General features: G+C 29.6%; 25 protein-coding genes. 1 reads left to right on the top strand and 24 read right to left on the bottom strand.

What is annotated here, in order from left to right:
• Positions 1-286: 286 nt before the first annotated feature.
• The 24 genes from JW646_RS14825 to JW646_RS14710 form a co-directional block, all read right to left on the bottom strand.
• On the bottom strand, positions 287-1,303 hold the full coding sequence (locus tag JW646_RS14825; protein WP_228415546.1) for an alpha-hydroxy-acid oxidizing protein: 1,017 nt from the start codon (positions 1,301-1,303) through the stop codon (positions 287-289).
• Between the two features lie 59 nt (positions 1,304-1,362).
• Entirely contained in the window at positions 1,363-2,130 is a 768-nt protein-coding gene (locus JW646_RS14820) for a ribonuclease HII (protein WP_074915426.1), read from the bottom strand.
• 156 nt (positions 2,131-2,286) lie between these two features.
• Positions 2,287-3,717: a Na+/H+ antiporter NhaC gene (gene nhaC / locus JW646_RS14815; protein ID WP_228415545.1), complete on the bottom strand. Its 1,431-nt coding sequence runs from the start codon at positions 3,715-3,717 to the stop codon at positions 2,287-2,289.
• Positions 3,718-4,025: 308 nt separating this feature from the next.
• Positions 4,026-4,529: a lecithin retinol acyltransferase family protein gene (locus JW646_RS14810; RefSeq protein WP_228415544.1), complete on the bottom strand. Its 504-nt coding sequence runs from the start codon at positions 4,527-4,529 to the stop codon at positions 4,026-4,028.
• A 98-nt stretch (positions 4,530-4,627) separates the two neighbouring features.
• Positions 4,628-5,542: a ribosome biogenesis GTPase YlqF gene (gene ylqF, locus JW646_RS14805; protein WP_018589717.1), complete on the bottom strand. Its 915-nt coding sequence runs from the start codon at positions 5,540-5,542 to the stop codon at positions 4,628-4,630.
• Positions 5,543-5,707: 165 nt separating this feature from the next.
• Positions 5,708-6,058, bottom strand: coding sequence for a 50S ribosomal protein L19 (gene rplS, locus JW646_RS14800; RefSeq protein WP_039677931.1), 351 nt, complete (start codon positions 6,056-6,058; stop codon positions 5,708-5,710).
• A 98-nt stretch (positions 6,059-6,156) separates the two neighbouring features.
• Positions 6,157-6,852 (bottom strand): tRNA (guanosine(37)-N1)-methyltransferase TrmD, encoded by a 696-nt coding sequence (trmD, locus tag JW646_RS14795; RefSeq protein ID WP_228415543.1) that lies wholly within the window; start codon positions 6,850-6,852, stop codon positions 6,157-6,159.
• An 8-nt stretch (positions 6,853-6,860) separates the two neighbouring features.
• Positions 6,861-7,376 (bottom strand): ribosome maturation factor RimM, encoded by a 516-nt coding sequence (rimM, locus tag JW646_RS14790; RefSeq protein ID WP_074915418.1) that lies wholly within the window; start codon positions 7,374-7,376, stop codon positions 6,861-6,863.
• 220 nt (positions 7,377-7,596) lie between these two features.
• Positions 7,597-7,824: a KH domain-containing protein gene (locus tag JW646_RS14785; RefSeq protein ID WP_074915416.1), complete on the bottom strand. Its 228-nt coding sequence runs from the start codon at positions 7,822-7,824 to the stop codon at positions 7,597-7,599.
• A 62-nt stretch (positions 7,825-7,886) separates the two neighbouring features.
• Positions 7,887-8,159, bottom strand: coding sequence for a 30S ribosomal protein S16 (gene rpsP, locus JW646_RS14780; RefSeq protein ID WP_074915414.1), 273 nt, complete (start codon positions 8,157-8,159; stop codon positions 7,887-7,889).
• A 41-nt stretch (positions 8,160-8,200) separates the two neighbouring features.
• Positions 8,201-9,553 carry a signal recognition particle protein gene (gene ffh, locus JW646_RS14775; protein WP_074915413.1) on the bottom strand — a complete coding sequence of 451 codons (1,353 nt, stop codon included), beginning with the start codon at positions 9,551-9,553 and terminating at the stop codon, positions 8,201-8,203.
• On the bottom strand, positions 9,550-9,918 hold the full coding sequence (gene ylxM, locus JW646_RS14770; protein ID WP_074915411.1) for a YlxM family DNA-binding protein: 369 nt from the start codon (positions 9,916-9,918) through the stop codon (positions 9,550-9,552). The genes ffh and ylxM overlap by 4 nt, the downstream gene beginning before the upstream one ends.
• A 98-nt stretch (positions 9,919-10,016) precedes the next feature.
• Positions 10,017-11,177 carry a signal recognition particle-docking protein FtsY gene (gene ftsY, locus JW646_RS14765; protein ID WP_228415542.1) on the bottom strand — a complete coding sequence of 387 codons (1,161 nt, stop codon included), beginning with the start codon at positions 11,175-11,177 and terminating at the stop codon, positions 10,017-10,019.
• Between the two features lie 34 nt (positions 11,178-11,211).
• The gene (gene smc, locus JW646_RS14760) at positions 11,212-14,760 is read right to left on the bottom strand and encodes a chromosome segregation protein SMC (protein WP_148556298.1); all 3,549 of its coding nucleotides are present in this window, start codon (positions 14,758-14,760) and stop codon (positions 11,212-11,214) included.
• 87 nt (positions 14,761-14,847) lie between these two features.
• Positions 14,848-15,918, bottom strand: a complete 1,071-nt coding sequence (locus JW646_RS14755; RefSeq protein WP_228415541.1) for an elongator complex protein 3 — start codon at positions 15,916-15,918, stop codon at positions 14,848-14,850.
• A gap of 17 nt (positions 15,919-15,935) precedes the next feature.
• Positions 15,936-16,640: a ribonuclease III gene (gene rnc / locus JW646_RS14750; protein WP_228415540.1), complete on the bottom strand. Its 705-nt coding sequence runs from the start codon at positions 16,638-16,640 to the stop codon at positions 15,936-15,938.
• A gap of 114 nt (positions 16,641-16,754) precedes the next feature.
• Entirely contained in the window at positions 16,755-17,228 is a 474-nt protein-coding gene (locus JW646_RS14745; RefSeq protein ID WP_228415539.1) for a CD1247 N-terminal domain-containing protein, read from the bottom strand.
• Positions 17,229-17,318: 90 nt separating this feature from the next.
• Complete coding sequence (efp, locus tag JW646_RS14740) at positions 17,319-17,876, bottom strand: elongation factor P (RefSeq protein WP_074915398.1); 558 nt, start codon at positions 17,874-17,876, stop codon at positions 17,319-17,321.
• Positions 17,877-18,118: 242 nt separating this feature from the next.
• The gene (locus JW646_RS14735) at positions 18,119-18,718 is read right to left on the bottom strand and encodes a shikimate kinase (protein WP_148556294.1); all 600 of its coding nucleotides are present in this window, start codon (positions 18,716-18,718) and stop codon (positions 18,119-18,121) included.
• A 150-nt stretch (positions 18,719-18,868) separates the two neighbouring features.
• Positions 18,869-19,165 carry a putative quinol monooxygenase gene (locus JW646_RS14730; protein ID WP_148556293.1) on the bottom strand — a complete coding sequence of 99 codons (297 nt, stop codon included), beginning with the start codon at positions 19,163-19,165 and terminating at the stop codon, positions 18,869-18,871.
• Between the two features lie 17 nt (positions 19,166-19,182).
• Positions 19,183-20,415: an MFS transporter gene (locus tag JW646_RS14725; RefSeq protein WP_331478023.1), complete on the bottom strand. Its 1,233-nt coding sequence runs from the start codon at positions 20,413-20,415 to the stop codon at positions 19,183-19,185.
• Positions 20,416-20,501: 86 nt separating this feature from the next.
• Positions 20,502-21,368 carry a shikimate dehydrogenase gene (gene aroE, locus JW646_RS14720; RefSeq protein WP_148556292.1) on the bottom strand — a complete coding sequence of 289 codons (867 nt, stop codon included), beginning with the start codon at positions 21,366-21,368 and terminating at the stop codon, positions 20,502-20,504.
• Between the two features lie 80 nt (positions 21,369-21,448).
• The gene (locus JW646_RS14715) at positions 21,449-23,374 is read right to left on the bottom strand and encodes an oxidoreductase (RefSeq protein WP_228415538.1); all 1,926 of its coding nucleotides are present in this window, start codon (positions 23,372-23,374) and stop codon (positions 21,449-21,451) included.
• Between the two features lie 265 nt (positions 23,375-23,639).
• The gene (locus JW646_RS14710; RefSeq protein WP_228415537.1) at positions 23,640-24,500 is read right to left on the bottom strand and encodes a sugar phosphate isomerase/epimerase family protein; all 861 of its coding nucleotides are present in this window, start codon (positions 24,498-24,500) and stop codon (positions 23,640-23,642) included.
• A 319-nt stretch (positions 24,501-24,819) separates the two neighbouring features.
• Between JW646_RS14710 and JW646_RS14705 the strand changes: the two genes are divergently transcribed.
• Positions 24,820-25,713, top strand: a complete 894-nt coding sequence (locus tag JW646_RS14705) for a LysR family transcriptional regulator (protein ID WP_148556289.1) — start codon at positions 24,820-24,822, stop codon at positions 25,711-25,713.
• Positions 25,714-25,721: the final 8 nt, after the last annotated feature.

The raw sequence follows: 25,721 nt of genomic DNA, 5'->3' as shown, positions 1-25,721 counted from the left end.
TTAGTGGTAGCCCTTTTTTAGTTATTCAAATAAGTAGTTAATGTAACTAATTATCCCAAGCAGTATATTAAATTTCTACTATTTTTTATGGATATTTGCACTCTGAAATGTTTTTTAACTTTTTAGTTTTATAGATATATTTACTACTTCAATACATCTGAGTCTAACATATTTAATGCATATGTTAATTTTTTTACATAAAAAAACACATTGACAAAATTATCAATGTGTTTTCGTGGATTTCAATGGTGGAGACGGGTCGTATCCAACCCTCTCCACCTACTAACTATCTATATATAACCTTCCCATCAATATCCTTAACAGTCTGACATCCAGTAAGCCTCATAGTAGCCTCAAACTCACCAACAATCTTCTTAACATACATCTCAACACCTTCTCTACCACCACCAAAACTAGCAGTTACAAAAGGTCTTCCAATAAGAACACCATCAGCCCCAAGACCAATAAGCTTCACAACATCAACACCACTTCTAACACCACCATCAACAAGCACAGTAAGCTTACCATCAACAGCCTGAGCAATAGCAGGTAACACATCAGCAGCACCTGGAGTACAATCTAGCACTCTACCACCATGATTAGACACAACTATAGCATCCACACCAGATTCCACAGCAAGCATAGCATCTTCCACAGTCATTATCCCCTTCACTATAAATGGTAACTTAGTAGCAGCTTTTAGCTCTTTTAATGCTTCCACATTCTTTGGTACAACAGTTTTTCCGTGCATTGATAAAGTAACTAACCCACATGCATCCACATCCACACCAACAGCAAAAGCTCCAGCTTCTTCAGCCAACTTTATTTTCTTTATTATATCGTGATTTTCCCAAGGTTTTATAAATACTATCCCTTGTCCATTATTTTCTTTTAATACATCTAAGTTATCCATTAAGAAAGAATCTACAGCAGTATCTCCAACCATTGGGAATATTCCACTTTCTATACATCCTTCTACAACTGGAGTTATGTATTCTTTTTCACTTATTTTTCCACCCATGTTTAATGTAGTTCCTGTTATAGGCGCTGCAAATATAGGTGCTTTCATTTTCTTTCCAAATAATTCTACTGATGTATCTGGGTTTGATACATTATGTATAACTCTCATATTTATTTTAACATCTTGCAAACTTTTGAAGTTTTCTACAAATGCAGATCCACTGTCTTTTCCACCCATTCCTGGAACTTCACCTGCACAAACTACTCCATTACAAGCTTTACAAACTCTACAACTTCCATTTAAGTTTTCTCTTGCTTCTTTTAGCATGTCTTTATAATTCATTATTATGACCCCCTCCAACAATAATTTATCTTAATAATTCTTTCATTTATAATTATAGTCTATAAAACATTTTTAAGGAAACTTTTTCTATGTATTGGTGTTATACCATGTTTTTCTATAGCTTCATAGTGTTCCTTTGTGCCATATCCTTTATTTGATTTAAATCCATACTCTGGGTATATTTCATCATAGTCACACATCATTCTATCCCTTGTAACCTTTGCTAATATACTGGCAGCACCTATAGATATGGATTTTGAATCACCTTTTATTATTGGATTTTGTTTTATATCAACCCCTGGTATAGTTACAGCATCTACTAATAAATAGTCTGGTTGTTTTTTCATTGAGTTTAATGCTTTTTTCATTGCCATGAATGTGGCATTTAAAATATTGTAGTCGTCTATTTCTTCATTGTCCACAATTCCTATTCCAAAGTCCAGTGCATGTTCTTTTATTATTTCGTATAACTCTTCTCTTTTGCTTTCTTTTACTTTTTTAGAATCGTCTACTCCTTCTATTTTTGTGTTTGGTGGTAAAACAACTACAGCTGCAACTACTGGCCCAGCTAGTGGCCCTCTACCAACTTCGTCTATTCCACCTATGTATAAATACCCTTTTGAGTATCCGTCATTTTCATACGTATTTATAAGTTCTAATCTTTCATCTTCTTTTCTTATGGCATCTAGTTTTTTTGCCAAAGATACAGCAAACTTTTGCACTGATTTTCTTTCATCATTTTTTAAAATATTTATATATTCTAAGTATTGTTCAACTTTTAAATTATCTACTATTTCTTTTATCTCTTTTACGCTTTTGTTATTCATGGTAATCTCCTTAATATTTATTCAGTTTTATTATGTACTTACCTTTTATATTTTATCATATAATTCACCACCTTCATATGACCAAGGGTTTACCTTCACAAAAAAGCCAACAGAACTATTTTTCTGTTGGCTTCATATATCTATTCAACTTAATAACTAATTAGCTTTTTCACACACTTTTAAATTTTCTTCTTTATTATCATCTATTCTTGCTACTTTATAATTAAATGCTATCATTGCCAATGAAATTAATGGATTTATTATATTTAATAAGGCATATGGCGCATATACAAAGGCTGACACACCTAGCGTTCCTGCAATATATGCTCCACAAGTATTCCATGGTACTAATGGAGAACTTAATGTTCCACTATCTTCTAATGCTCTAGATAACATTTTGGGATGTATTCCTCTTTTTTTGAATTCTTCACTATACATTCTTCCAGGTATAACAATTGATAAATATTGTTCTCCAGCTATTATGTTAGTAAATGTACAAGTTAACATTGTACATAATACTGTTCCAAATACTCCTTTTGCAGCTTTTAATATAGAACATGCTATAACTTCAAGCATACCTGTTTTTTCTAGTATACCACCTAAACCTAGGGCACATATTGTTAATGATACTGTTGACATCATATTCATAAGGCCACCTTTAGATAATAACATGTCTACTGACTCCACACCTGTAGCTGATACATATCCATTTGTTGCTGCCTCTAATACTGCTCCCATATCTTGACCTTGGAAAAATACTGCTATAACAACTCCTATCAATGCCCCTCCTATAAGTCCAGGAATTGCTGGTACTTTTAGCATTACTAGCACAATTACTGCGATTGGTGCAATTAATAAAAGTGGTGATAGTGTATTATATGAAGATTCTAATGTACTACTAATTAACTGTATTTGACTTATATCTAATTCTTGTCCAGAATATTTCATTCCCATTATACCAAATATAACTAAAACTATTATTAATGATGGTATAGTTGAATATAACATATATTTTATATGAGTAAATAAATCAGTACCTGCCATTGCTGGTGCCAAATTAGTTGTTTCAGATAAAGGTGACAACTTATCTCCGAAGTATGCTCCTGATATTATAGAACCTGCTACTAAGCCTGTTGGTATTCCTAAACTTTGACCTATTCCTAAAAGTGCCACACCAACTGTTCCCATTGTACTCCAAGATGATCCTGTTGCCAAAGATACTATGGAACATACTATTACTGATGCCACTAAGAAAATATTTGGTGATATAACTTTTAATCCCCAATAAATCATACTTGGTACTACTCCACTTATTATCCAAGTTCCTATAAGTATACCTATTATCATTATTATTAAAATTGCTTGCATTGCCATTTTAATACTATCAAACATACTGCTTTCTAATTCAGACCATTGAAAGCCTAATCTATATACACCTATAGCTCCTGCTATGGCTGCTGCTCCTACTAGTGGTACATGTGGTGATGATCCGTACATAAATATTCCTATTCCTAAAAACACTCCTAAACATATTATTGGTATCATCGCCTCTAATAATGTGGCCTTCCTACTAACTTGCTGTTTCATATTAATTCTCCCCTTATCAATAGCTTAACGCTTTTTTTTGGAAACTTATTAGTTCGTACTAGCTCTTATTATTTTACTCATAAATCAATATGTTTTTGCTGTATCACCTGCTTTATAATTTAAATATATAATTTGTTATATTTTATATTATAATTTTAGCACGATTTTCTATTGATTGTTAATTTTTTGATAAATTTTTTTAAAATATTTTTATTTTTTAACATTATTTTTTATTATACTTATTTAATTATTTACTTTTATGTAATTCTATAAATAAAAAAACGTAGGTATCGTTTGCCTACGTAATTTTAATAACCTTCATATATTAAATATTTCACAAACATTACTTTTATTACTGCATTAACTTGATAGGATTGCTTAACTCCAGTTTTGCACCAAATAGCAAAATGCTCACAGTTGTTAGCATGAAGCAAAAACTTTCTTTCCCCAATTCTACTTCTTGCCCTTTTCACAGTTTCTTCTGGTGTGTATACTTTAAATTTAATCTTGTTTTTAATTTGATAAATAAGATATAAAGCTTGCACATCATCTACTAAGTCCCTACCTAGTCCCTCTGCTCTTATCCTATTAACATTAAAAGGTTTGTCCTGTGAAAACCTATATACATAATATTTATCAGATTCTCCCAGAAAATTTTCCATATCTGTTTCATCTATAACCATCTCTCTAAAAAACATATCTTTTTCTTTCCCACTATAATGGATAACGTGGTTTTTATCTACGAATATGCCAAAATGATTATATATACCGTGATTAACACATATTACATCTCCGTATTCAGGTTCAATCAAAATACCACCTCCCTACAAATATTTATATATATAATTTATGATTTATTTTTTATAATGTTATTCCTCAATAAAAAAAGAAAGTCATAATGACTTTCCTTTTATTTATCCATATAATCCATAGGTTCTTCTAAAGATATTTGTCCTATTTTACCTTCTCTGTATTCATTTAGAACAGTTTGAGCTATTCTAGTATAGTCAAGTTCTTGTCTTCCTAGTATAAATCCTCTTTTTCTACCTATCATTTCCATAGTTTCAAGAGGAGTTTCTCCTAACTCTTCTAATTTATATCTTGCTTTTAATTTTTCTGGCTCTATTTCCATAAGCTTTTCTATAAATTTAAGTCCTAAAGTGTCTATATCAAGTACTTCATCTTTTATAGCTCTACTGAAAGCTAAGTTAAGGGCAACTTCTTGATCTTCAAACTTAGGCCAAAGTATCCCTGGAGTGTCTAGTAATTCTAAGTTTCCTTTAAGTCTTACCCATTGCTTACATTTAGTAACCCCTGGCTTATCTCCAGTTACAGTACTTTTTCTTCCTGTAAGTTTGTTTATAAGAGTTGATTTACCTACGTTTGGAACACCAACTATCATAAGTCTGATAGCTCTTTCTTGTCTTCCCTTAGCTTTAAGGTTATCCATCATTTCTTTAGTAACATTTTTACACTCGTCTACTATTTTATTTACTCCATTACCTTTTATAGTAGCTACAGGTATTGCTTTTATTCCTTTTTTATCATAGTAGTTAACCCATTTGCTTAAGTTCGCTGGATTTGCTAAGTCACTTTTGTTTAGAACAACTACTCTTGGCTTATCTCCAACTATTTCATCTATTTGAGGGTTTTTACTTGAGTAAGGTATTCTAGCATCTAATAACTCTATTACAACGTCTACCATTTTTAAGTTATTTTGAACTAATTCCTTAGTTTTTTTCATATGCCCTGGATACCAGTTTATATGTAAGTTATCATCTTTTAAATATTCGTCATAATCACTTCTTCTATAATCTCTTGCCATATTTTCACTTCCTTATCTTTTATAAGTACTAATTTATTTCATCCTAATATATTGGATTTTATTTTTTTATTATATCTATAATTTTGTCCATATTTCATCATATTAATGACTGAAAAAAAGGAAATCCCCAAAGAGATTTCCTTCCTAAATTAACTTAAAAAGTTATTATTTATTTCTAGCTTCTTTTATCTTAGCAGCTTTACCAGTTCTAGTTCTTAGGTAGTTTATCTTAGCTCTTCTTACTTTACCTTTTCTAGTAACTTCGATTTTTTCTATTTTTGGAGAGTGAACTGGGAAAGTTCTTTCTACACCAACATTGAAAGATATTTTTCTAACAGTGAAAGTTTCTCTAGCTCCTCCACCTTGTCTCTTCATTACTACACCTTCAAATACCTGAACTCTTTCTCTTTTTCCTTCAACTATTTTAACGTGTACTCTTACTGTGTCCCCAGGTCCAAATGCAGGAACTTCAGCTTTTAATTGTTCTTGTTCTAATGATTTTATTAATTCGTTCATTTTCTTCCTCCTAAGTTCATAGACGCTCTTAATTACTGACCAATGTAAGCAGAGGAGCGGCCGTTATTTATCAACAGTCTTAATTATACTATATTTATTTACTTCTTACAAGACTTTTTATACAAGTCTGGTCTTCTAAGTTCCGTAATTTTTTTAGATTCATCAAGACGCCATTTTTCTATTTTTTGATGATTACCTGATAGTAATACATCTGGTACAGACATACCCATAAACTCTCTCGGTCTAGTGTAATGTGGGTATTCTAATAAATCATCTTTGAAACTTTCTTCTTCAAAGGATTCATTTTGGCTAAGTACGCCAGGAATTAGTCTAGCTATAGAGTCTATCATGATCAAAGCTGGAAGTTCTCCTCCAGTTAATACATAGTCTCCTATGGAAACTTCATCCGTTACTATTAAATCAATAATTCTTTGATCTATTCCTTCATAATGACCACAAAGTAATATGATATCCTCACCTAGAGATAAATCACAAGCTATATCTTGTTTATATACCTGTCCTTTTGGTGTCAAATATACCACCCTAGGGCTTTTTATATTGTGAGTTTCTACAATATGCTTATATGTGTCATATATGGGCTGAGGAGTCATAAGCATTCCTGCTCCCCCTCCAAATGGATAGTCATCCACTTTTTTATGTTTGTTTGTTGAAAAATCCCTAATATTGTACACATGTACTTCTATTATTTCTTTTTCAATAGCTCTTTTCATTATACTTTCACTCATATATGAGTTAAAAATATCTGGGAAAAGAGTCATAATGTGAAATCTCATATTATCACCTAATCTAACATTCCTTTTATAGGATCTATTATCATTTTCTTTTCTTGTATGTTTATTTCAGGAACAAATTTTAGTGTTGACGGGATAAGATATTCTTTATCATTATCTCCTTTTACAACATATACATCGTTAGCTGAATACTGTAGTACATCTTTAAGAGTTCCTACTTTATCTCCACCTACTGTAAATACTTCTAGTCCTATTAAATCTGCTATGAAAAATTCATCTTCATCAAGGTCTACACTGTTATCTCTAGATATATAAAGATTTTTAGTTTTAACTTTTTCAGCAAGCTCCACAGAGTCTATACCCTTTATTTTCATTATAACCATATTTCCTTTATATCTTACCTTTTCAACTTCATATTCTTTTTCAAAGTTTTTATCAAGATAAAAACTTTCTAAATCATCAAATCTGTTTATATCGTCCACATATGGATATACTCTAACTTCGCCCTTAAGACCTTGAGTATTCACTATCTGACCGATTCTAAAATGAGTTAACTTTTCTTTCATAGTCTCACCTTCTTTAAATTGTTTCTTTCTTTTCAAAAAATATATCTTTAATATCAAATAATATTTGTTTTTGTTTTTAGTTTTTGTTTTTAGTCTTTGTTTTTAGTCTTTGTTTTTAGTCTTAAAATTATTTTGTATTTATATATTTAATATTTGCATGATTATTTTCAACTTTAAAGATTATTATAAACAAAAAGGATTAGGCACATACCTAACCCTTCTATAATATTTCAAGTGAAACCTTGATATTTTCTTTATTTCCAGCAGATTTTAACACAGTTCTTATAGCCTTAGCTATTCTTCCCTGCTTTCCGATAACCTTGCCCACATCATCTTGAGAAACTTTTAGTTTTAAGATGATTTCATCTTTTTCCATAGTTTCTTCTATTGTCACTTCGTCAGGATTATCTACTAGAGCTTTGACAATATGCATAACTAGCTCTTTCATATATTCATCTCCTAAAAACTAATCCATAATGGATTAAATTAAGTACCTTAATAGTTTATAGACTATTTAGATTGTTTTTGAGCTTCGAACTTTTCAGTTATTCCGTTGTTAGCGAATAATTTTTTAACAGTATCAGTTGGTTGAGCTCCTACTGATAACCATTTTAAAGCTTTCTCGTCGTTTATTCTAGTTTCTTTGTTAGCTGAAATTGGGTTGTAGAATCCTATTTCTTCTATGAATTTTCCATCTCTTGGTGCTCTAGAATCTGCTACTACTATTCTGTAGAAAGGTTTTTTGTTTGCACCCATTCTTTTTAATCTTATTTTAACTGCCATTACAGTCACCTCCGAATTTTTTGTTTATTTTTGTGTATTATTTATTTAAAGAAAGGAAGTCCGCCAAGTGCGCCTCTTTTCTTCATACCTTTTTGATTACCCATAAACATCTTCATCATTTTTTTCATTTCATTTAATTGCTTTACAAGTCTGTTTATGTCTTGCACGCTTGTCCCACTACCTTTTGCTATTCTTCTTTTTCTAGAAGCATTTAGTAGCTCTGGTTTACGTCTTTCTTCCAAAGTCATAGATTGTATTATGGCTTTAGTTCTTTTCATTTCTTTTCCATTTAAGTCCACATCACCAAGTTGACCTTTTAAGCTACCCATACCAGGTATCATTCCAAGTACTTTATCAAGTGGTCCCATGTTTTCAATTTGTTCCATTTGAGCTAAGAAATCTTCAAAATCAAAATCTTGTTTTTTCATTTTCTGTTCTAGCTCTTTGGCTTTTTCCATATCTATAGATTCTTGAGCTTTTTCTATTAAACTTAGTACGTCTCCCATTCCAAGAATTCTCGATGCCATTCTGTCTGGATAGAATGGTTCTAAGTCGTCTAGTTTTTCACCCATACCTATAAATTTAATTGGTTTTTGTGTTACAGCTCTTATTGAAAGTGCCGCCCCACCTCTTGTATCACCATCTAGTTTTGTAAGAACTACACCGTCTAAGCCTAAAGCTTCATCAAAACTTTGTGATACATTTACTGCATCTTGACCTGTCATAGAGTCAACTACTAATAAAATCTCATGAGGTTTTATTTCTGTTTTAATAGATTTTAATTCATCCATTAAAGTTTCGTCTATGTGAAGTCTACCTGCTGTATCTATAATAACTAAGTCATTGTTATTTTTTATGGCATGACTTAATCCTGCTTTTGCTATATTTACTGGGCTTTCTTTGTCACCCATATTAAATACTGGTATATCTAATTTTTCTCCTACAACTTGTAATTGTTTGATTGCTGCAGGTCTATAAACGTCACAAGCTACTAATAAAGGTCTTTTACCTTGTTTTTTGAAGTAATTCCCTATTTTTCCTGAAGTAGTTGTTTTGCCAGCACCTTGAAGACCAACCATCATAATAATTGTAGGTGGTTTCGAAGATATCATTACTTTACTTTGTACATCTCCCATAAGAGCAGTAAGTTCTTCGTTTACTATCTTGATAACGTGTTGAGCTGGAGTTAAACTTGTCATAACTTCTTGTCCAACACATCTTTCTTGAACCTTTTTTATAAAGTCTTTAACAACTTTAAAGTTTACGTCTGCTTCTAACAAAGCAAGCTTAACTTCTCTCATTGCATCTTTTACATCTTTTTCTGTAAGTTTTCCTTTTGATTTTAACTTACCAAGTGCACCTTGCAATTTATCTGATAAACCTTCAAATATCATTTTAACAACTCCCTACATATTTGTTCTATTGTTTCTAACTTAGGGATTAAATTAGCACAATCTCTATTTTGCAATAAATCTTGTTTAATGTCAACAATTTTATCTTCAAGTGATTTTAGGATTTTTTCTTCCTCGTTACTTTGTGATACTAAGTGAAGTTTGCTTTCATATTCTCTTAATATCTTCTCTGAACGTTTAAGTGTATCGTAAACTCCTTGTCTAGATACATTAAGATTTTCACTTATTTCGCCTAAAGAATAATTCTCTTCATAATAAAGTGAAACTATTTCTTTTTGCTTATCAGTTAATAATTCTTTATATTGTTCAAATAATAACCCAATTTCCACCATCTTATCTATATTCATAACTTCACTTCCCAGTGTATACTGTAAAGGTTAATTACTTTACACATTGTATTTTATATTAAAACTAATTTATTGTCAATATATATTTCGTCTAAATTTTACCCAAATAATGCCTCTGAAAATGCTTTAGCATCAAAGTCTTGTAAATCTTCCATTTTTTCTCCAACACCTATTAATTTCACAGGTACATCTACTTCAGATTTAACAGCAAGCACAACTCCACCTTTTGCAGTACCATCAAGTTTAGTTAAGACAAGTCCTGTTATATCACACACTTGTTTAAAGCTTTTTGCTTGAGATACGGCATTTTGTCCAGTTGTAGCGTCCACAACTAATAACACTTCTTTTTTAGCTTCTGGATATTCTCTATCAACTATTTTGAATACTTTTGATAATTCATTCATTAAGTTAGCCTTATTGTGTAGTCTTCCTGCTGTATCACAGATTAATAAATCAATATCTCTTGCTTTTGCAGCTTTTATTGAGTCAAATATTACAGCTCCTGGATCTGCACCTTCTTGATGTTTTATTATATCCACATCACTTCTCTTAGCCCATACTTCTAATTGGTCTATGGCAGCAGCTCTAAATGTATCTCCTGCTGCGATTAAAACTTTTTTACCTTCTTTTTTGTATCTACTAGCTAATTTTCCTATTGTTGTAGTTTTTCCAACTCCATTAACTCCTACCATTAATATTATTGTTGGTTTATTACTAACATCTAAAGTTGCATTTTCATTAGTTAATATTTCTTCTATTATTAACCTCAATTCTCCTTTAACATCTTGTGGATCTGTTATTTTTTTAGTTTTTATTGCATCTGTTAGTTTTTCAATTATATTCATTGTTGTATCTACACCAACATCTGCTGTTATTAGTATTTCTTCAATTTCTTCTAATAACTCATCATCAACTTTTGTATATGATTTTAAAACTTGGTCTACTCTATCTGTTATACCTTGTTTAGCCTTTGATAAACCTTGCTTTAATCTTTCAAATAAACTTGTTTTTGCTTCTTCAGTTTTCTCTTCAACAATTTCTTCTTCTACTTCAACTTGTGGTTTCTCTTCAATTTGAATATCTTCCTCTATTGATGTATCTAAAGAAACTTCTTCTATTGCTTCAACTGTTTCTTCTTTTACTTCTTCTTTTTCTTCTACTGCTATTTCTTCTTCCACTGCTTCTTCACTTACAGCTACTTCTTGAACTTCCTCTTGTATTTCTTCTTTTTTGTTCTTTTTGAAAAACTTTTTAAACACTCTGCTTCCTCCTAAGTATACTTTACTTTTCTTGTTAAATAATATCAGTCATTTCTTCTGCTTCATTTAAGCTTAAAGCTATAACTTTTGAAATAGCCCTTTGTTCCATAGTTACACCATAAATATAGTCTGCTGCTTCCATTGTACCTCTTCTATGAGTTACAGCAATAAATTGAGTTGTAGATGTTAATTCTTTTAAGAATTTCCCAAATCTAGCTATATTGCTATCATCTAGTGGAGCTTCTATTTCATCTAGTATACAAAACGGTGTTGGTTTTGCCAGTAAAATGGAGAATAGTATACTAATTGCTGTTAATGCCTTTTCTCCTCCTGATAATAAACTTAAATTCTTCATCTTTTTACCTGGTGGTTTTGCAGTAATTTCTATATCACTTTCTAGAATATTTTCTTCATCTAAAATAGTTAAATTTCCTTCTCCTCCACCAAACAATCTGTTATATACATATTTAAAGTTTTCATTTATTTTATCAAATTCTTCTTTAAACTGTACTTTCATGTGTTCTTCCAACTCTGCTATTATTTCTTCTATAGCCTCAATAGACTTTTGTAAGTCTTCTTTTTGCTCACTATAGAAATCATATCTTTCTTTTGTTTCTTTGTATTCTTCTATGGAATCCACATTTACATTTCCTAAAGACCTAATATCTTTTTTTATAGAATCTAATATCTTTTTATTTATTTCTATTTCATCATCCCTAAGCTCTATAGCTTGTAAGTATGTTAGATTATAGTCTTCAAATAATTTAAAGTTATTACTTTCCTTATTTGATTCTAGTTTCTCAATTTTAGATTCAACTTTAAATATGGCTTCTTTTAATTCCATAAATTGTTTATCAATATTCTTAAGTTTTATATTATTATCATCTAGGTTTTGTTTTAAGTTTTCTCTAGCTATTTTTTTATTTTCTAATCCTTTGTTATTTTCATTTAATTGATTTTTTAAATTTTCCTTTTCCCTATTTTCCAGGATTATTTTTTCGTCAATATCTTTTATTTCGTTTTCTTCTTCATTATTTTCTTTCTCAATTAAAAGTTTTTTACTGTGGAGTTGATTTAAATATTCTTTTATCCTTTCCATATCTGCATTAAAGGACTTAAGTATTTCTTTGTCTTTTGTAAGTTGAAGATTTATATTGTCAAATTTACTTTTTTCAGCTTCGTAAATTTCACTTTCTTTATTAAGTTCTTCATTTAAAGTTTCTATATTTTCTTTGTTATTTTTATGCTTGTCATCAATATCTTTTATTTGAGATTCTAGTACTTCTTTCTTTTGAAGAGTATAACTTAAGTTTGATCCTAGATTTTGTTTTTCATTCTCCAACTTTTTCATACTAGATAAGAAGTTATTTATTTCTTCTTCGTATCTTGAATAAGATGAATTACTAAATATTAATTCTTTATCTAAGTTTTTCATTTCTTCTTCGTAAGATTGAATATTCTCTTTACAGCTTATTATGTCTTTTTCTATGGATACTAGTTTTTCTTGTATAGATGCATTTTCTTCCTTTGTAGTTTTTATTTTTTCATTAAACTCATTTATAAGTCTTTTTCTTGATAAAATATTCCCACTTGTTTTTAGAGAACCACCTGTTAAAGAACCTCCTGGATTTAATATTTCACCTTCTAAGGTTACTACTTTGTATTTATGTCCAGTTTCTCTAGCAAATTTAATTCCTTCATCTATATTGTCTATCACTATAGTTCTTCCTAGTATATTCTCTAGTATATCTCTATATTTATCATCATAAGATATTAAATCACTGGCAATTCCAATAATATTAGTTCTAGTTTGAATATTGTTTATCTTTTTAGATTTAATTATATTCATAGGTAAAAAAGTTACCCTACCAATTTTATTGTGTTTTAAATAATTTATGGCTGCTTTTGCACTATTCTCATCAGCTGTTATTATATTTTGCATATAAGCACCAAGTGCTGCTTCAATAGCTTTTTCATACTTTTGTGGAACAGTTACCACCTGCCCTAAAGCGCCATATATTCCCTTAAGGTTTTTATTTTTTAGAACCTCTTTAACTCCTCTGTTAAATCCTTCATAGTGATTTTCCATATCTATATAAACATTTAATTTAGAGCTATATTCTTTTAGAGCGTAGTTATTATTTTGCATCTTAGTATTTAAGTTTTGATTATCTTCTTTTAACTTTCTAAGATTTTCATAATAATTATTTACTTTATTTTTTAAATCCTCAATTTTTTCTTTTTTATTATTTATTTCATCTTGGATTTCTTTTAAAAGTTCTTCCTTAGATTTTAATTTTTCATTTATTTCTCTAATTTCTACGTCTATATTTTCATTTCTTTGATTAATATTATCTTTATTGGCATTTAAAGTTGATAATTTATTACTTACATCTTGTTTTTCATTAAGTAATTTAATTATTTCATCTTTTAAATTTTCAATTCTATCATTCAACGCTTCAATTTTATTCTTATTGGTTTCATTCTTTTCCATAAAAATATTAAGCTGATTTTTGAATTCATTTATTGATTTTTCTTTTTCTTCTTTTTCATTGTTTATTTTTTCTAAGTTTTCTTTATTATCTTCTAAGGATTTGTTTATATTTTCTAGCTCCTCAGTATTTCTTTTTATTTTAGTAGAGCTATTATCTTTTCTTTGATTTAATAAATTAATCTCATAGTCTTTTTTATCTATTACAGATTTAATAGAGTTTATATATTCTGTAGCTTTTTCTATGGATTTATCTATTTCTTCTATTTGAATACTAACTTCCTTTGAGTTTTCTTCAAATAATATTTTTTCTTTATCAATATGTTCTAATTCTTTACCTAGAACTTCGTATTGGCTATTTATCTCTTTTAATTGTTGTTCTATTCTTTGTATTTCTCTTATATAATTGTTTACTTCTAATTTTTTTAATGTTTCACTAAGGTCTAAATATTTTCTTGCTTTAACTTGTTGATTATAAAGTGGTTTAATTTGATTTTCTATTTCCACATATATATCATTTATTCTCTCTAGATTTTCCTTAGTGTTTCTTAAGTTTCTTTCCGATTCCGTCTTTTTATATCTATACTTAGATATTCCACAAGCTTCGTCAAAAACTTTTCTTCTGTTTACTGGGTTATTACTTAAAATTTCATCAACTTTCCCCTGCTCTACAATAGAATATCCATCTTTACCAATTCCTGTATCTAATAAAATTTCTTTTATATCTTTTAGTCTACAGTTTTTATTATTTAAATAGAATTGACTTTCTCCATTTCTATAAGCCCTTCTCTTTATGGTAACTTCACTATAATCTATATTTAACTTTTCGTCTGAATTATCTATTGTAAGTGCTACCTCACAGAAATTCATAGGTTTTTGGTTATCAGATCCAGCAAATATAACGTCTTCAAGTTTGTCTCCTCTAAGACTTTTTATACTTTGCTCTCCAAGAACCCATCTAACAGCATCAGATACGTTACTTTTCCCACTTCCGTTTGGTCCAACTATTGCCGTTACACCTTCTTTGAAGATTATATCTGTTTTGTTTGGGAAGGATTTAAATCCTTTTAACTCTAATCTCTTTAAATACAATGCTTACATTCTCCCTTCCTTACAAAATTCGCCACTCTTAAGCCACTGCGTGGGGCAACACTTCATGACGTCAATGAGATGTCTTTCCTACAAGTTATAAATATTATAAAGTTCTTTGTACATATCTTTCGCTTTAATATTTACTTCCTTATTGTCATCTAATATTATTACAAATTCATTTTCGTCTATGTTTTCTGGCTTTGTCTTAATATTAATATTCAGTTCGTTTTTGAAGAATAATTTATTAATCTTCTTATTACCAACTACTTTTGATATATTTTTATTGTTTGTTTTTATTTCTAAGTTGCTTACAGTCTTATTTTGTATAACAAGATAATGTAAGTAGTCTTTAATCATTTCCCCTTCAACTAATTCTCTAAAAGCTGGATGATAAGGTCCATCTACTATTCCTTTTCCAAGCTGTATATCTTCTGTTGCTTGAAGCCCAACTCTTATAACATTTATGTTGTTAACATAAAATAAAACTAAAAGCTTTTTAACAATTGAAATACATTCTTCTAAAGTAAAAGGCTTATATTCCCCTTTATTTAATAATGTTTCAAGTCCTGTATCCTTTACTACTAATGTTGGATAAATTCTTACACAAAATGGATTTAATTCAATAAATTTTTTTGCCGTTTCAATACATTTTTCTTCTGTATCTGAGGGTAGTCCAACCATCATTTGAAGTCCTAAATTTATACCAGACTCTTTAATTAAGTTTGAACTTTTTATTACACTTTCTATGTCATGCCCTCTAGCGCTATCATGAAGTACCTTTGCATCCATTGATTGTACTCCAAGCTCTATTATTGTTGTTTTGTATTCTTTTAATCTATTTAGTATATCAACACTAATGCAATCTGGTCTTGTTGACATTCTTATATCTGAAACTAAACCTTTATCTACATACTCTTTAGCAACTGATAGTAACTCATTTTGTGTTTTTTCATCTATTGCCGTAAAACTTCCACCAAAAAATGCAATTTCTACACTAGCATCCTTGGCTATAGTAGGTAAATATTCTTCTATAATATTTCTTGCTTCTTCACTAGTAACTTCTGTGCTAACTCCTGTTATTTTCTTTTGATTACAAAATATACAATCATGAGGGCATCCTCTATGTGGCACGAATATAGGTATTATTCTCTTTTTCATTTTATCAACCTCTTAAGTTAAAATTTTTGTGATTTAAGAGCAGATTTTGCAGCAACTTGTTCTGCATCTTTTTTACTTTTACCTTCTCCCACACCTAACACTTTATCATTGATCCCAACTTCCATAACAAATCTTTTATTATGATCTGGTCCTTTTTCTTCAAGTAACTTATACCATATGTTTTGTTCACCTTTACTTTGTAAAACTTCTTGAAGATATGTTTTATAATCTCTAAAAATTTTACCTTCAATAGAGTTTTCTATTATTTCTTCCATAAATTTAAATATAAATTTGCTTGCTTGTTCTAAACCACCATCTAAGTAAATAGCTGCAATTACTGCTTCTAAAGCATCTGCTATAATTGATATTCTGTCTCTTCCACCAGTAGCTTCTTCACCTTTCCCAAGTAATAGGTGCTCTCCTAAATGGATTTGACCTCCAACTTCGCTAAGTGACTCTTCACATACAATATTTGCTCTTAATTTTGTAAGTTCTCCTTCTGGAAGATCCTTTTCTTTTTTAAATAAATAATCACTTATTACTATACTTAAAACCGAATCTCCAAGAAATTCTAATCTTTCATTGAATTTATAATTTTTATTTTCATTTGAATATGAGCTATGAGTTAATGCTTCTAATATATAGCTTTTATCCTCAAATGTATAATCAATTATTTCTTCAAATTTACTTATGTTATAAATTGCTTTTTTATTAACGTTCATTGTTCCTCCTTAAATAATTATATCATTTTATAGTGTACTATTTCTAATAAAATAATGCAAAAAACCTATGGAGCAGAAAGCTTCATAGGCAAAATATTTTAATATTTTTTTCTTCTATTTCTCTTCATGATTTTCGCAGCTACATCCACATTCACAGCAATCTTCATCTTCTTCTGATGATAATATGATTGCTTGACAATTTGGGCAAATAACATCTACTGAATCATCAAATAATAGTTCTTCGTCTATGTCAACTAAATCGCCACAATTTGGGCATTCCATTTCTATGTAACTTAATTCATCTTCATCATCGCAATCTTCATCATCGTAGTCATCATAATCATCATCAAAGTCATCATCGTCTTCTTCATATAATATGTCTTCTACATCTGATAAATCTTCGTCAACACTCTCAACATATTCCACTAACTCATCATAATCTTCCTGCATATCATCTAACGTGTCAGTTAAATTTTCAAGTACATCTATTATCTTGCATATCATTTTGCCTTCTTTAGTTTCGCTTTCTATTTCTAAACCTTCTGCCAAACCTCTTAAATATGCTACTTCTTCGCTTAGATACTTCATACGTTAATACCTCACTTTCATTTTATTTATAAACTAAAAGCTCATATATCATTATTATTAAGATATATAAGCTTTTTATACATTAAAATATTAAACTCTTGATAAATATTCACCAGTTCTAGTGTCTACTTTTATTTTGTCACCTTCATTTATAAATAAAGGCACTTGTACTACTGCACCAGTTTCAACTGTAGCTGATTTAGTTACATTTGAAGCAGTATCTCCCTTTATTCCTGGTTCTGTTTCAGTTATTGTTAATTCTGCAAAGTTTGGAGCTTCTACTTGGAATGGTTGTCCTTGGTAGAATCTTATAGTTGCTACTTCATTTTCTTTTAAGAATTTTATAGCATCTTCAACTTGCTCATAGTTTAAAGGTATTTGATCATAAGTTTCTTCATCCATGAAGTAGTATAATTCACCATCATCATATAAGTATTGCATTTGCTTAGTTTCTATTAATGCTTTTGGGAATTTATCACTTGGGTTAAAAGCTTCTTCTCTTATAGCTCCTGTTTTTAAGTTTTTGTATTTTGTTCTCACAAAAGCTGCACCTTTTCCTGGTTTAACGTGTTGGAAATCAACTATTAAACAAGGTTGTCCATCTTTTTCGAAAGTTACACCTTTTCTAAAATCTCCTGCTGTTACCATATCTGTTCCTCCATCTAAAAAATTTGTCATCATATATCTTGACGATATCTATTAACTTCATCCCAATACATATCATCATATGAATTTAAATTTTTAATATACAATAAACTTATTAAGCAAATTGCATATTTTTACAAAATAATTTTTTCTCTTAATATAATATCATACATTAAGTTATTTAAACAAGTTTTTAACTAACTACTTTATTATATTTTTATAATTTATCTATTTTTTATACTAAGTTAAATAGTTAAAATTATTTCCTCACATATTTTTTCAACACTTTTATTATCGGTATCTATTATCAAATCAGCTGAATTTAAATATTTTGACTCTCTTTTATTCATAAGAGATGATATAAATTCCACATTCATGTTGTTATTTAATATTGGTCTTTCATTACTAAACCTTACTCTATTATATATAGTTCCAGGAGTGGCAGTAAGTAATATTATTTTTCCTTGTTTTTTCATTAAATCAATATTTTCTTCTCTTAATACTATTCCACCTCCGCAAGATATTATAGTATTATTCATCCTATTTAACATTCTTAAAGTTTCAGTTTCCAAATCCCTAAAATAGATTTCACCATATTTTTCAAATATTTCAGGAATAGTCATTTTTTGCTCCTTTTCAATATATTGGTCTATTTCAATATATTTTCTATATAATATTTTACTCAAATAAGAAGAAACTGTTGTTTTTCCTACTCCCATAAATCCTATGAAAAATATATTGTATTTAGCCAAATTTTCAATATCTATTTTTTTAAACTTATCTAGTATTTTTTCTGATTCATCGTTATTACTTTTACATATATCTATGTCATTAGTTTTTTTCATTTATATCCACCCCATTTTATAGTAGTTTCTATAAATTATAGCATCTTATTACTTTTTTTCAACAATTAGTCTTTTAAATAAAATAAATACACAATGACAAAAAGGTCAACTTAATTTAAAGCCGACCTTTTTCCTACATTATATATATAACTAATAAATCTCATACATTGTTTCATATTTGCTTACTTCTGATTCCTTTTCCTTTAAGTCTTTTAATTTAGGAACTATCGTTGTAAAATGCTCACTTTTATTGTGTCTATCTATAGCTTCTTTATTTTCATATTTTTCAACAAATACAAATATATTTTTATCATTTAAATCTTGGCATAAATCATATGATATACAGCCTTTTTCTTTTCTAGTTTCTTTAACTAATTTTTCAGCATATTCTATAAATCTATCTACTTGACTACTTTTTACGTAATTCTTAGCTAATATGACTATCATATATTCAACCCCTTATTTTATGCTATTTGTTGTTTTTTATATTCTTTATTTACATAAACTGCAAGTAATACACCTATGAAAGTAACAACTATGTTAAGTAATATAACATTAAGTGGTCCTTGTTGTGTTCCACCAACTTTAGTTAAGTAACTTGCGAAATTTAATACTGTATAGTTAGCTATACTTGAAGCTATCATAACTATAGATGTTATCTTACCTTTATCATTTGGGAACATTTCATTTGCAGTTGATACACATAATTGTAATACCCCACCTGCTGCTGAATAACCTAAAACAAATCCTCCTACAAGAACTATTGTTGGATTTTTTACGAAATATATAGCTATTAACATTATTGTGGCTATTGCTGGATATAATATTAATATTTTAACTGGCTTAATACCTGTTTTAATTAATACGGTTGACATTAATATTGCACATACAGTTCCTGCTGCATATAATGATTGTATTTTTGATGGATCTAATACTCCATATAATTTTCCTAGCTCTTGATTACAGTTTAACCATATCATGAAAGTTGAAGAACACGTAAATCCTATCGATATTAATGCTATACTAACTGGTGTAAATTTCATTTTTTCTTTTTTAACTGAGTCATTTGATTTAGCTTCTTGATTTCCACTATTTTTTAGAGGGAATGGAAGAAATACTATTAATAAACCATCTATTGCTATTGCAGCTGCTGCTACAAGGAATATTGTTTTAAATGGTAATGCTGATGTTGCTACAAATCCTATCATAAATGGTAATAAAAACTGAGCTACTGATATTGAAAATTTAGTAAACATATTTGCTATAGAACCATTTTCTGGGAATATTTCCATGCATGAAGGTGAAACACAAGTATCTAAGAATGAGTTAGCTATACCACCTACTATGGCAAACATATATCCTATTGTCATATTTGGTGAAAAAGCTATACCTCCAAGATAAAGTACATAACAAATTATACCTATAAGTCCACTTACTTTTCTACCAAACTTATCTGATATGGCACCAGAAAAAGGAAGTGATATTAAACGACCAAGACCTAATGCCGCTATAACTGCTATTACCATACTTACATCAAAAGTTCCATCTGCTAATTTTTCAGCTCCCCATTGAGATGCAAGGTTTTGCTTATATTGGCCCATTATTGACGCACCTATTCCATGTATAAAATAAGTAAAATAAAGGGCTACTGCTGTCGGGTAAAACTTTTTGTAATTAATCTGCGTTGTACTATTCATAATACAATCCTCCTACATATTTTTATATTTTTTTCTTCTTCGTTAATTTCTTAACTTATAATTGCATAAAAAATTCAATTTACTTACTACTCTGCAAAATATTTTGCTCTTACTTCTTTTACTGGCATATCTTTTCCTGTAAATAGTTTAAATGCTTCTACTCCTTGGTATAATAACATTCCTTTACCACCAATAACTTTACATCCCTTATCCTTTGCGTCTAAAATCATTTTTGTTTTTATAGGGTTATAAACCACATCTGTAACTACTAAGTCTTTTCTAAATACATTAGTATCTAAAATGTTTGTATCATTTTCATAAGGTTTCATACCAACTAAAGTTGCATTTGTTAATATATCACTGTTTGCTATTTCATCGTATAATTTTTCAGTATCATTTAAATCGTATAATTTGATTATACACGTTGGAACTTCTTTCTTTATATCTTCTACAGTTTTTTGAGCTCTTTCAAAGAAATTATCCTTCTTGTTAAATATAGCTATTTCTCTAGCACCATCTAGAGCACACTGTACTTGAATGGCTGTAGCAGCTCCACCAGCTCCCATTATAGTTAATTTTTTACCTTCTACTTCAACACCCTTTTCTTTTAAATTTCTAACATATCCTTGTCCATCTGTAATATGTCCTATAAGTTTTCCATTATCATTAACAATAGTATTGCAAGCGCCTATTATACGCGCTGCCGGTGATAATTCATCCATATAGTCGCATACATCACTTTTACATGGCATTGTTACATTTGCACCTTTCATATTAAATGTTTTAATAGCAGATATGGCATTTTCTACCTTATCTAATTTTATATCAAATGCTAAATATTTATAGTCCATGTCTAATAACTCAAAACTATAATTGTACATTGCTGGTGATCCTGAGTGTCCTACTGGTGACCCTATTAACCCTAATAATCCTGTTTTTCCTGATATTTCCATTTATCTTCCCCCCTAATTTTTATTATTTATTATCTCTGTTGTAAATTTAAACAACAGAGATAATAATTTTTTAATCTAGACTATATACTTAAAGCCACATCTAAAGCTTCAACTGTAGCGTTTAAAGCTCTTCTAGCTTTAACTGCATCTCCAATTACATAAGTATCTTTTACTATTTCTTTAACATTTTCACTAAGTGGATCGTAATTTCTAGAACCCATAGCAAGTACTACTGAATCAAATCCATGAGCTTCATGTTCACTTCCATCCTCTAGTGCGTAGTTAACTCCATCTTCTACAAATTGAGAAACTTTTGCTCCAGTTATTGTTTTTATTTTGTATTCTTCAAAATCTTTCATTAGATATTTTCTATGTTCAGCTGCAACATCAGCTGCTACTGCATCTCTCATCTCTATTACTGTAACATCATGTTCTTGTTCTCCAAGGAATGCTGCAGTTTCTGCACCAACTAACCCTCCTCCTACAACTAAAACCTTTTTACCACATGATTCTTTACCATCTAATAAGTTTACTGCATGTATAATTCCTGTATCATTTATACCTGGTATAGGAAGAACTAATGGAATAGCTCCTGTTGCAATAATTGCACTATCTGGGTTGATTTCCTTTATTAAATCTATTGTAACTTCTGTATTTAGTTTAATTTCAACTCCATATAACTCACATTTAGCTATTAAATTACGAACTAAATTAGTTAAATCTCCTTTACCTGGTGGGTAAGCAGCAAGTCTCATTTGTCCACCTAGTGTATTTGTTTTTTCAATTAATGTAACTTTGTGACCTCTAGCAGCTGCCACCCAAGCAGCTTCCATTCCTCCAACTCCACCACCAACAACTAAAATATTTTTAATTTCTTTAGCTGGTTTTAATTCATCTTCACGACCAACTAATGGATTACTTAGGCATGTTAGTGGTTTTCCTTGGAACATATTAGGTACACAACCTTGTAAACACGCTATACATGGAGTCATTAATTCTAATTTACCTTCTTTAGATTTATTTGGAAGTTCTGGATCAGCTATACTTTGACGACCAAATGCTACTAAGTCAGCTTTACCTTGATTAACCATTATCTCAGCAAATTGAGGTTCAGTATAACGACCAACTGTTATTACTGGAATATTTACAGCTTGTTTTATTTTTGCTACTAAATCAGCACTAAATCCACCATGAACTGTAGTAGGAGCCCACATAAATTCATCATTTAAGTGAGTAGCACGTGATACATGTAATCCATCTACTTTACATTCTTCAGCTAAATAAGCTGCTATAGCTGTAGAATCTTCTGCACTTACTCCTCCTAATTTATCATCAGAAGCATTTATTCTGCATAATATAGCTATTGTTCCTTCAGTTTTCTTACGTATATTTTCTAATATGAGACGAGGAAGTCTCATTCTATTTTCAAAACATCCACCAAACTCATCAACACGTTTGTTACTTCTTGGTGATATGAATGAACTTACTAAGTAACCATGAGCACAGTGAAGCTCTACTACATCTATTCCTGCTTTTTTAGCACGAAGAGCTGCATCCCCATAAGCTTCTATTATTTGATATAATTCTTCTGTTGAAACTTCATCAGGAATTATGTGTCCTTGTTTAGTTTGAATAGGAGAAGCTGCTATTGGATTATGTCCAGCTATTTTAGCATTAACTTCTGGTCCAGCATGTTGTAATTGTACGGAAACCTTTGCCCCATGTGCATGACATGCATCTATTACAGTTTTAAAACTTTCTATGGAATCGTCACTAAATAAACAAGGTTTTCTAGGCCCACCTTTTGATTTATTGTAAACAACAGTTGACTCTATTGTTATTAATCCAAACCCACCTTTAGCTCTTGCTTCATAGTAGTTTTTAGATTTTTCACTTAATGTACCATCAGTATTTGCAAAATTATTTCCCATTGGTGGTACAACAAAACGGTTAGGCACTGTTATGGGACCTATTTGTATAGGTTGAAACATTGATTTGTATCTCATAATTCTCCATCCTTTTTATATATATTTTTTAATAAAATTTATTTGGTTTATTTTTATTAAGTTTTATATTTCAAATAAAACGAATACGTTTTATATTGTTTTCAAAATCAAGTAATTTTTTTGTATAATAATTAATATTTCTATTTAAATTAAAATTTAAAAATCATAATTTTTCTACTAGGCAAATTAATCTTATAGTAATTCTTATTTTTAACTGCATGCCTCTTATTTGGTAGACATGCAGTTAATATTTAAAACATTATGTCTAAGCCAATTCTACATCTATTTCTTCTATCATTTCAGGCCAAGCTTCTTTTAAAACTTTCATTGCATTTTCATATGTATATTTAGCTGCAAAGTCTACACCTTTTTCAACATACTCATCGCATATTACTTCTACACCTACTACATTTGGTTTAATGCCTTTTTCTCTTAACATCTTGCAAAATCCAACTGTATCTCCATATCCAACTCCTGGAGCTACTCTATCATGCATTGACTCATCTCTTAATACTTCTTTAGCATATGGTCTTGCTTGAACATCATTTATTTGAACAGATACGATTTTTTCTGCTGGTATCATATCAATTACACCTTCATATGGTTGATTTGCTCTTACCCAGTGCCATGTATCTAATATTATCATGGCATTGTCACATCCAGATTTTTCAACAACTTTCCAAGCTTTTTCAAGATTTGGAAGTCCACTGTATGGCATTGGTTCTACTCCAATTATATATTTTCCTGCTCTATGGCAAAGTTCTTTAAGCTTTTGTGCTGTATATTCTATTGAATAGTTTTCCATAAGACCACAGTTTATTTGTTTTACTCCAAATAATTCACACATGTGAAAACACATTTGCTCTTTATATTTTTGTTCATACGATCTGTTTTCCTCAGCCCATTGGACTATATACTCGACTTCAGTAGCCTTCATATCATGTTTTTCTAAAATCGCTAGTATATCATCATCATGAAGCCCTTCATTCAAAGCATCAACATATATCTCAGCTCTAAGTCCAATTCCTTCATATCCAGCTTCTTTAGCGACTATAACACGTTCTTCAAATTTACACTTATCCCCAAGTGTCCATGAACTTACAGTAATAGGATGTTTTTTTGACATTTGTATTTCCCCCTAAAATTTAAAACTAATATAGTTATTAGTTTTTTATTTTTTCTTATAGCCTATAAGTTATTTTAAGAATAATGCATGTTTTCGAAAACCGTTTTCTTATATTACTCTGGATGACTATATTTACATATTATCATAGGATTTTTATAATAACCAATTGATAATATTCTATCAATTCATTGATTTTATATATAGTTTTTAGTATATTTAGTTTAAGAAAATTCATTTTTACTTATATCCATATATTTAACTGTTTACAATTAATGAATTAAAATAAATATTTATATTATTATAAAAAGGAGAGTTAATATTGAATTTATATCATTTACGTTACTTTGTTACTTTAGCTCACTTAGAGCATTACACCAAGGCCGCTCAGCAATTGTCTATTACTCAACCTAGTTTAAGTAATGCTATTTCTTTATTAGAAGAAGAACTTGGAATTCGTTTGTTTGAAAAAGAAGGTAGAAATGTGGTTTTAACTAAATATGGCAAGATATTCTTAAATAGTGTAGAAGAATCTTTAGATATACTAGACTCAAGTGTCAAAGAGTTAAAAAATGTAGGTATGGGTAAAGGAAAAATCGACTTAGGGTTTTTAAGAGCTTTAGGAACAGAATTTATTCCAAAAATATGCCAAAATTTTTTAGATGAAAATACTAATAAAGACATAAAATTTAATTTCAATACAGCATCCACTACCTCAGATATTATTGAAGGATTAAAAAACAGAAATTATGATATAGCATTTTGTTCCAAAATAGAAAAAGAAGCAAATATTGATTTTACACCTGTGGCTAATCAAAAACTAGTTTTAATAGTTTCACTTGACCATCCATTAGCGAGTAAAGACTCTGTGGACTTAAGAGAAACTATTACATATCCTCAAATAATTTTTAGTGAAAAAAGTGGTCTTCGACCTATTATTGATAACTTATTTAAAAAAATAAATGAAAAACCTTCTATTTCTTACGAAGTTGAAGAGGATCAAGTAATTGCTGGATTAGTAGCTAAAAATTTTGGTATTGCAATAGTACCATATATGAACATACTAAATTTCCTAGATGTTAAATCTTTGGATATAAACTATCCAAGTTGGGAGAGAAATTTCTATATTGCTAATCTAAAAGACTCTTATTTATCACCAGCCGTTAGGGAATTTAAAAACTTTGTAATCACTAACTATAGTAAAAGCCAAATATAATATTATGC

This window comes from Terrisporobacter hibernicus (assembly GCF_020809405.1).
GTDB classification, from domain to species: domain Bacteria; phylum Bacillota; class Clostridia; order Peptostreptococcales; family Peptostreptococcaceae; genus Terrisporobacter; species Terrisporobacter petrolearius.
The sequence above is the reverse complement of the archived record's forward strand: the minus strand, read 5'-3'. Positions and strand labels throughout refer to the sequence as shown.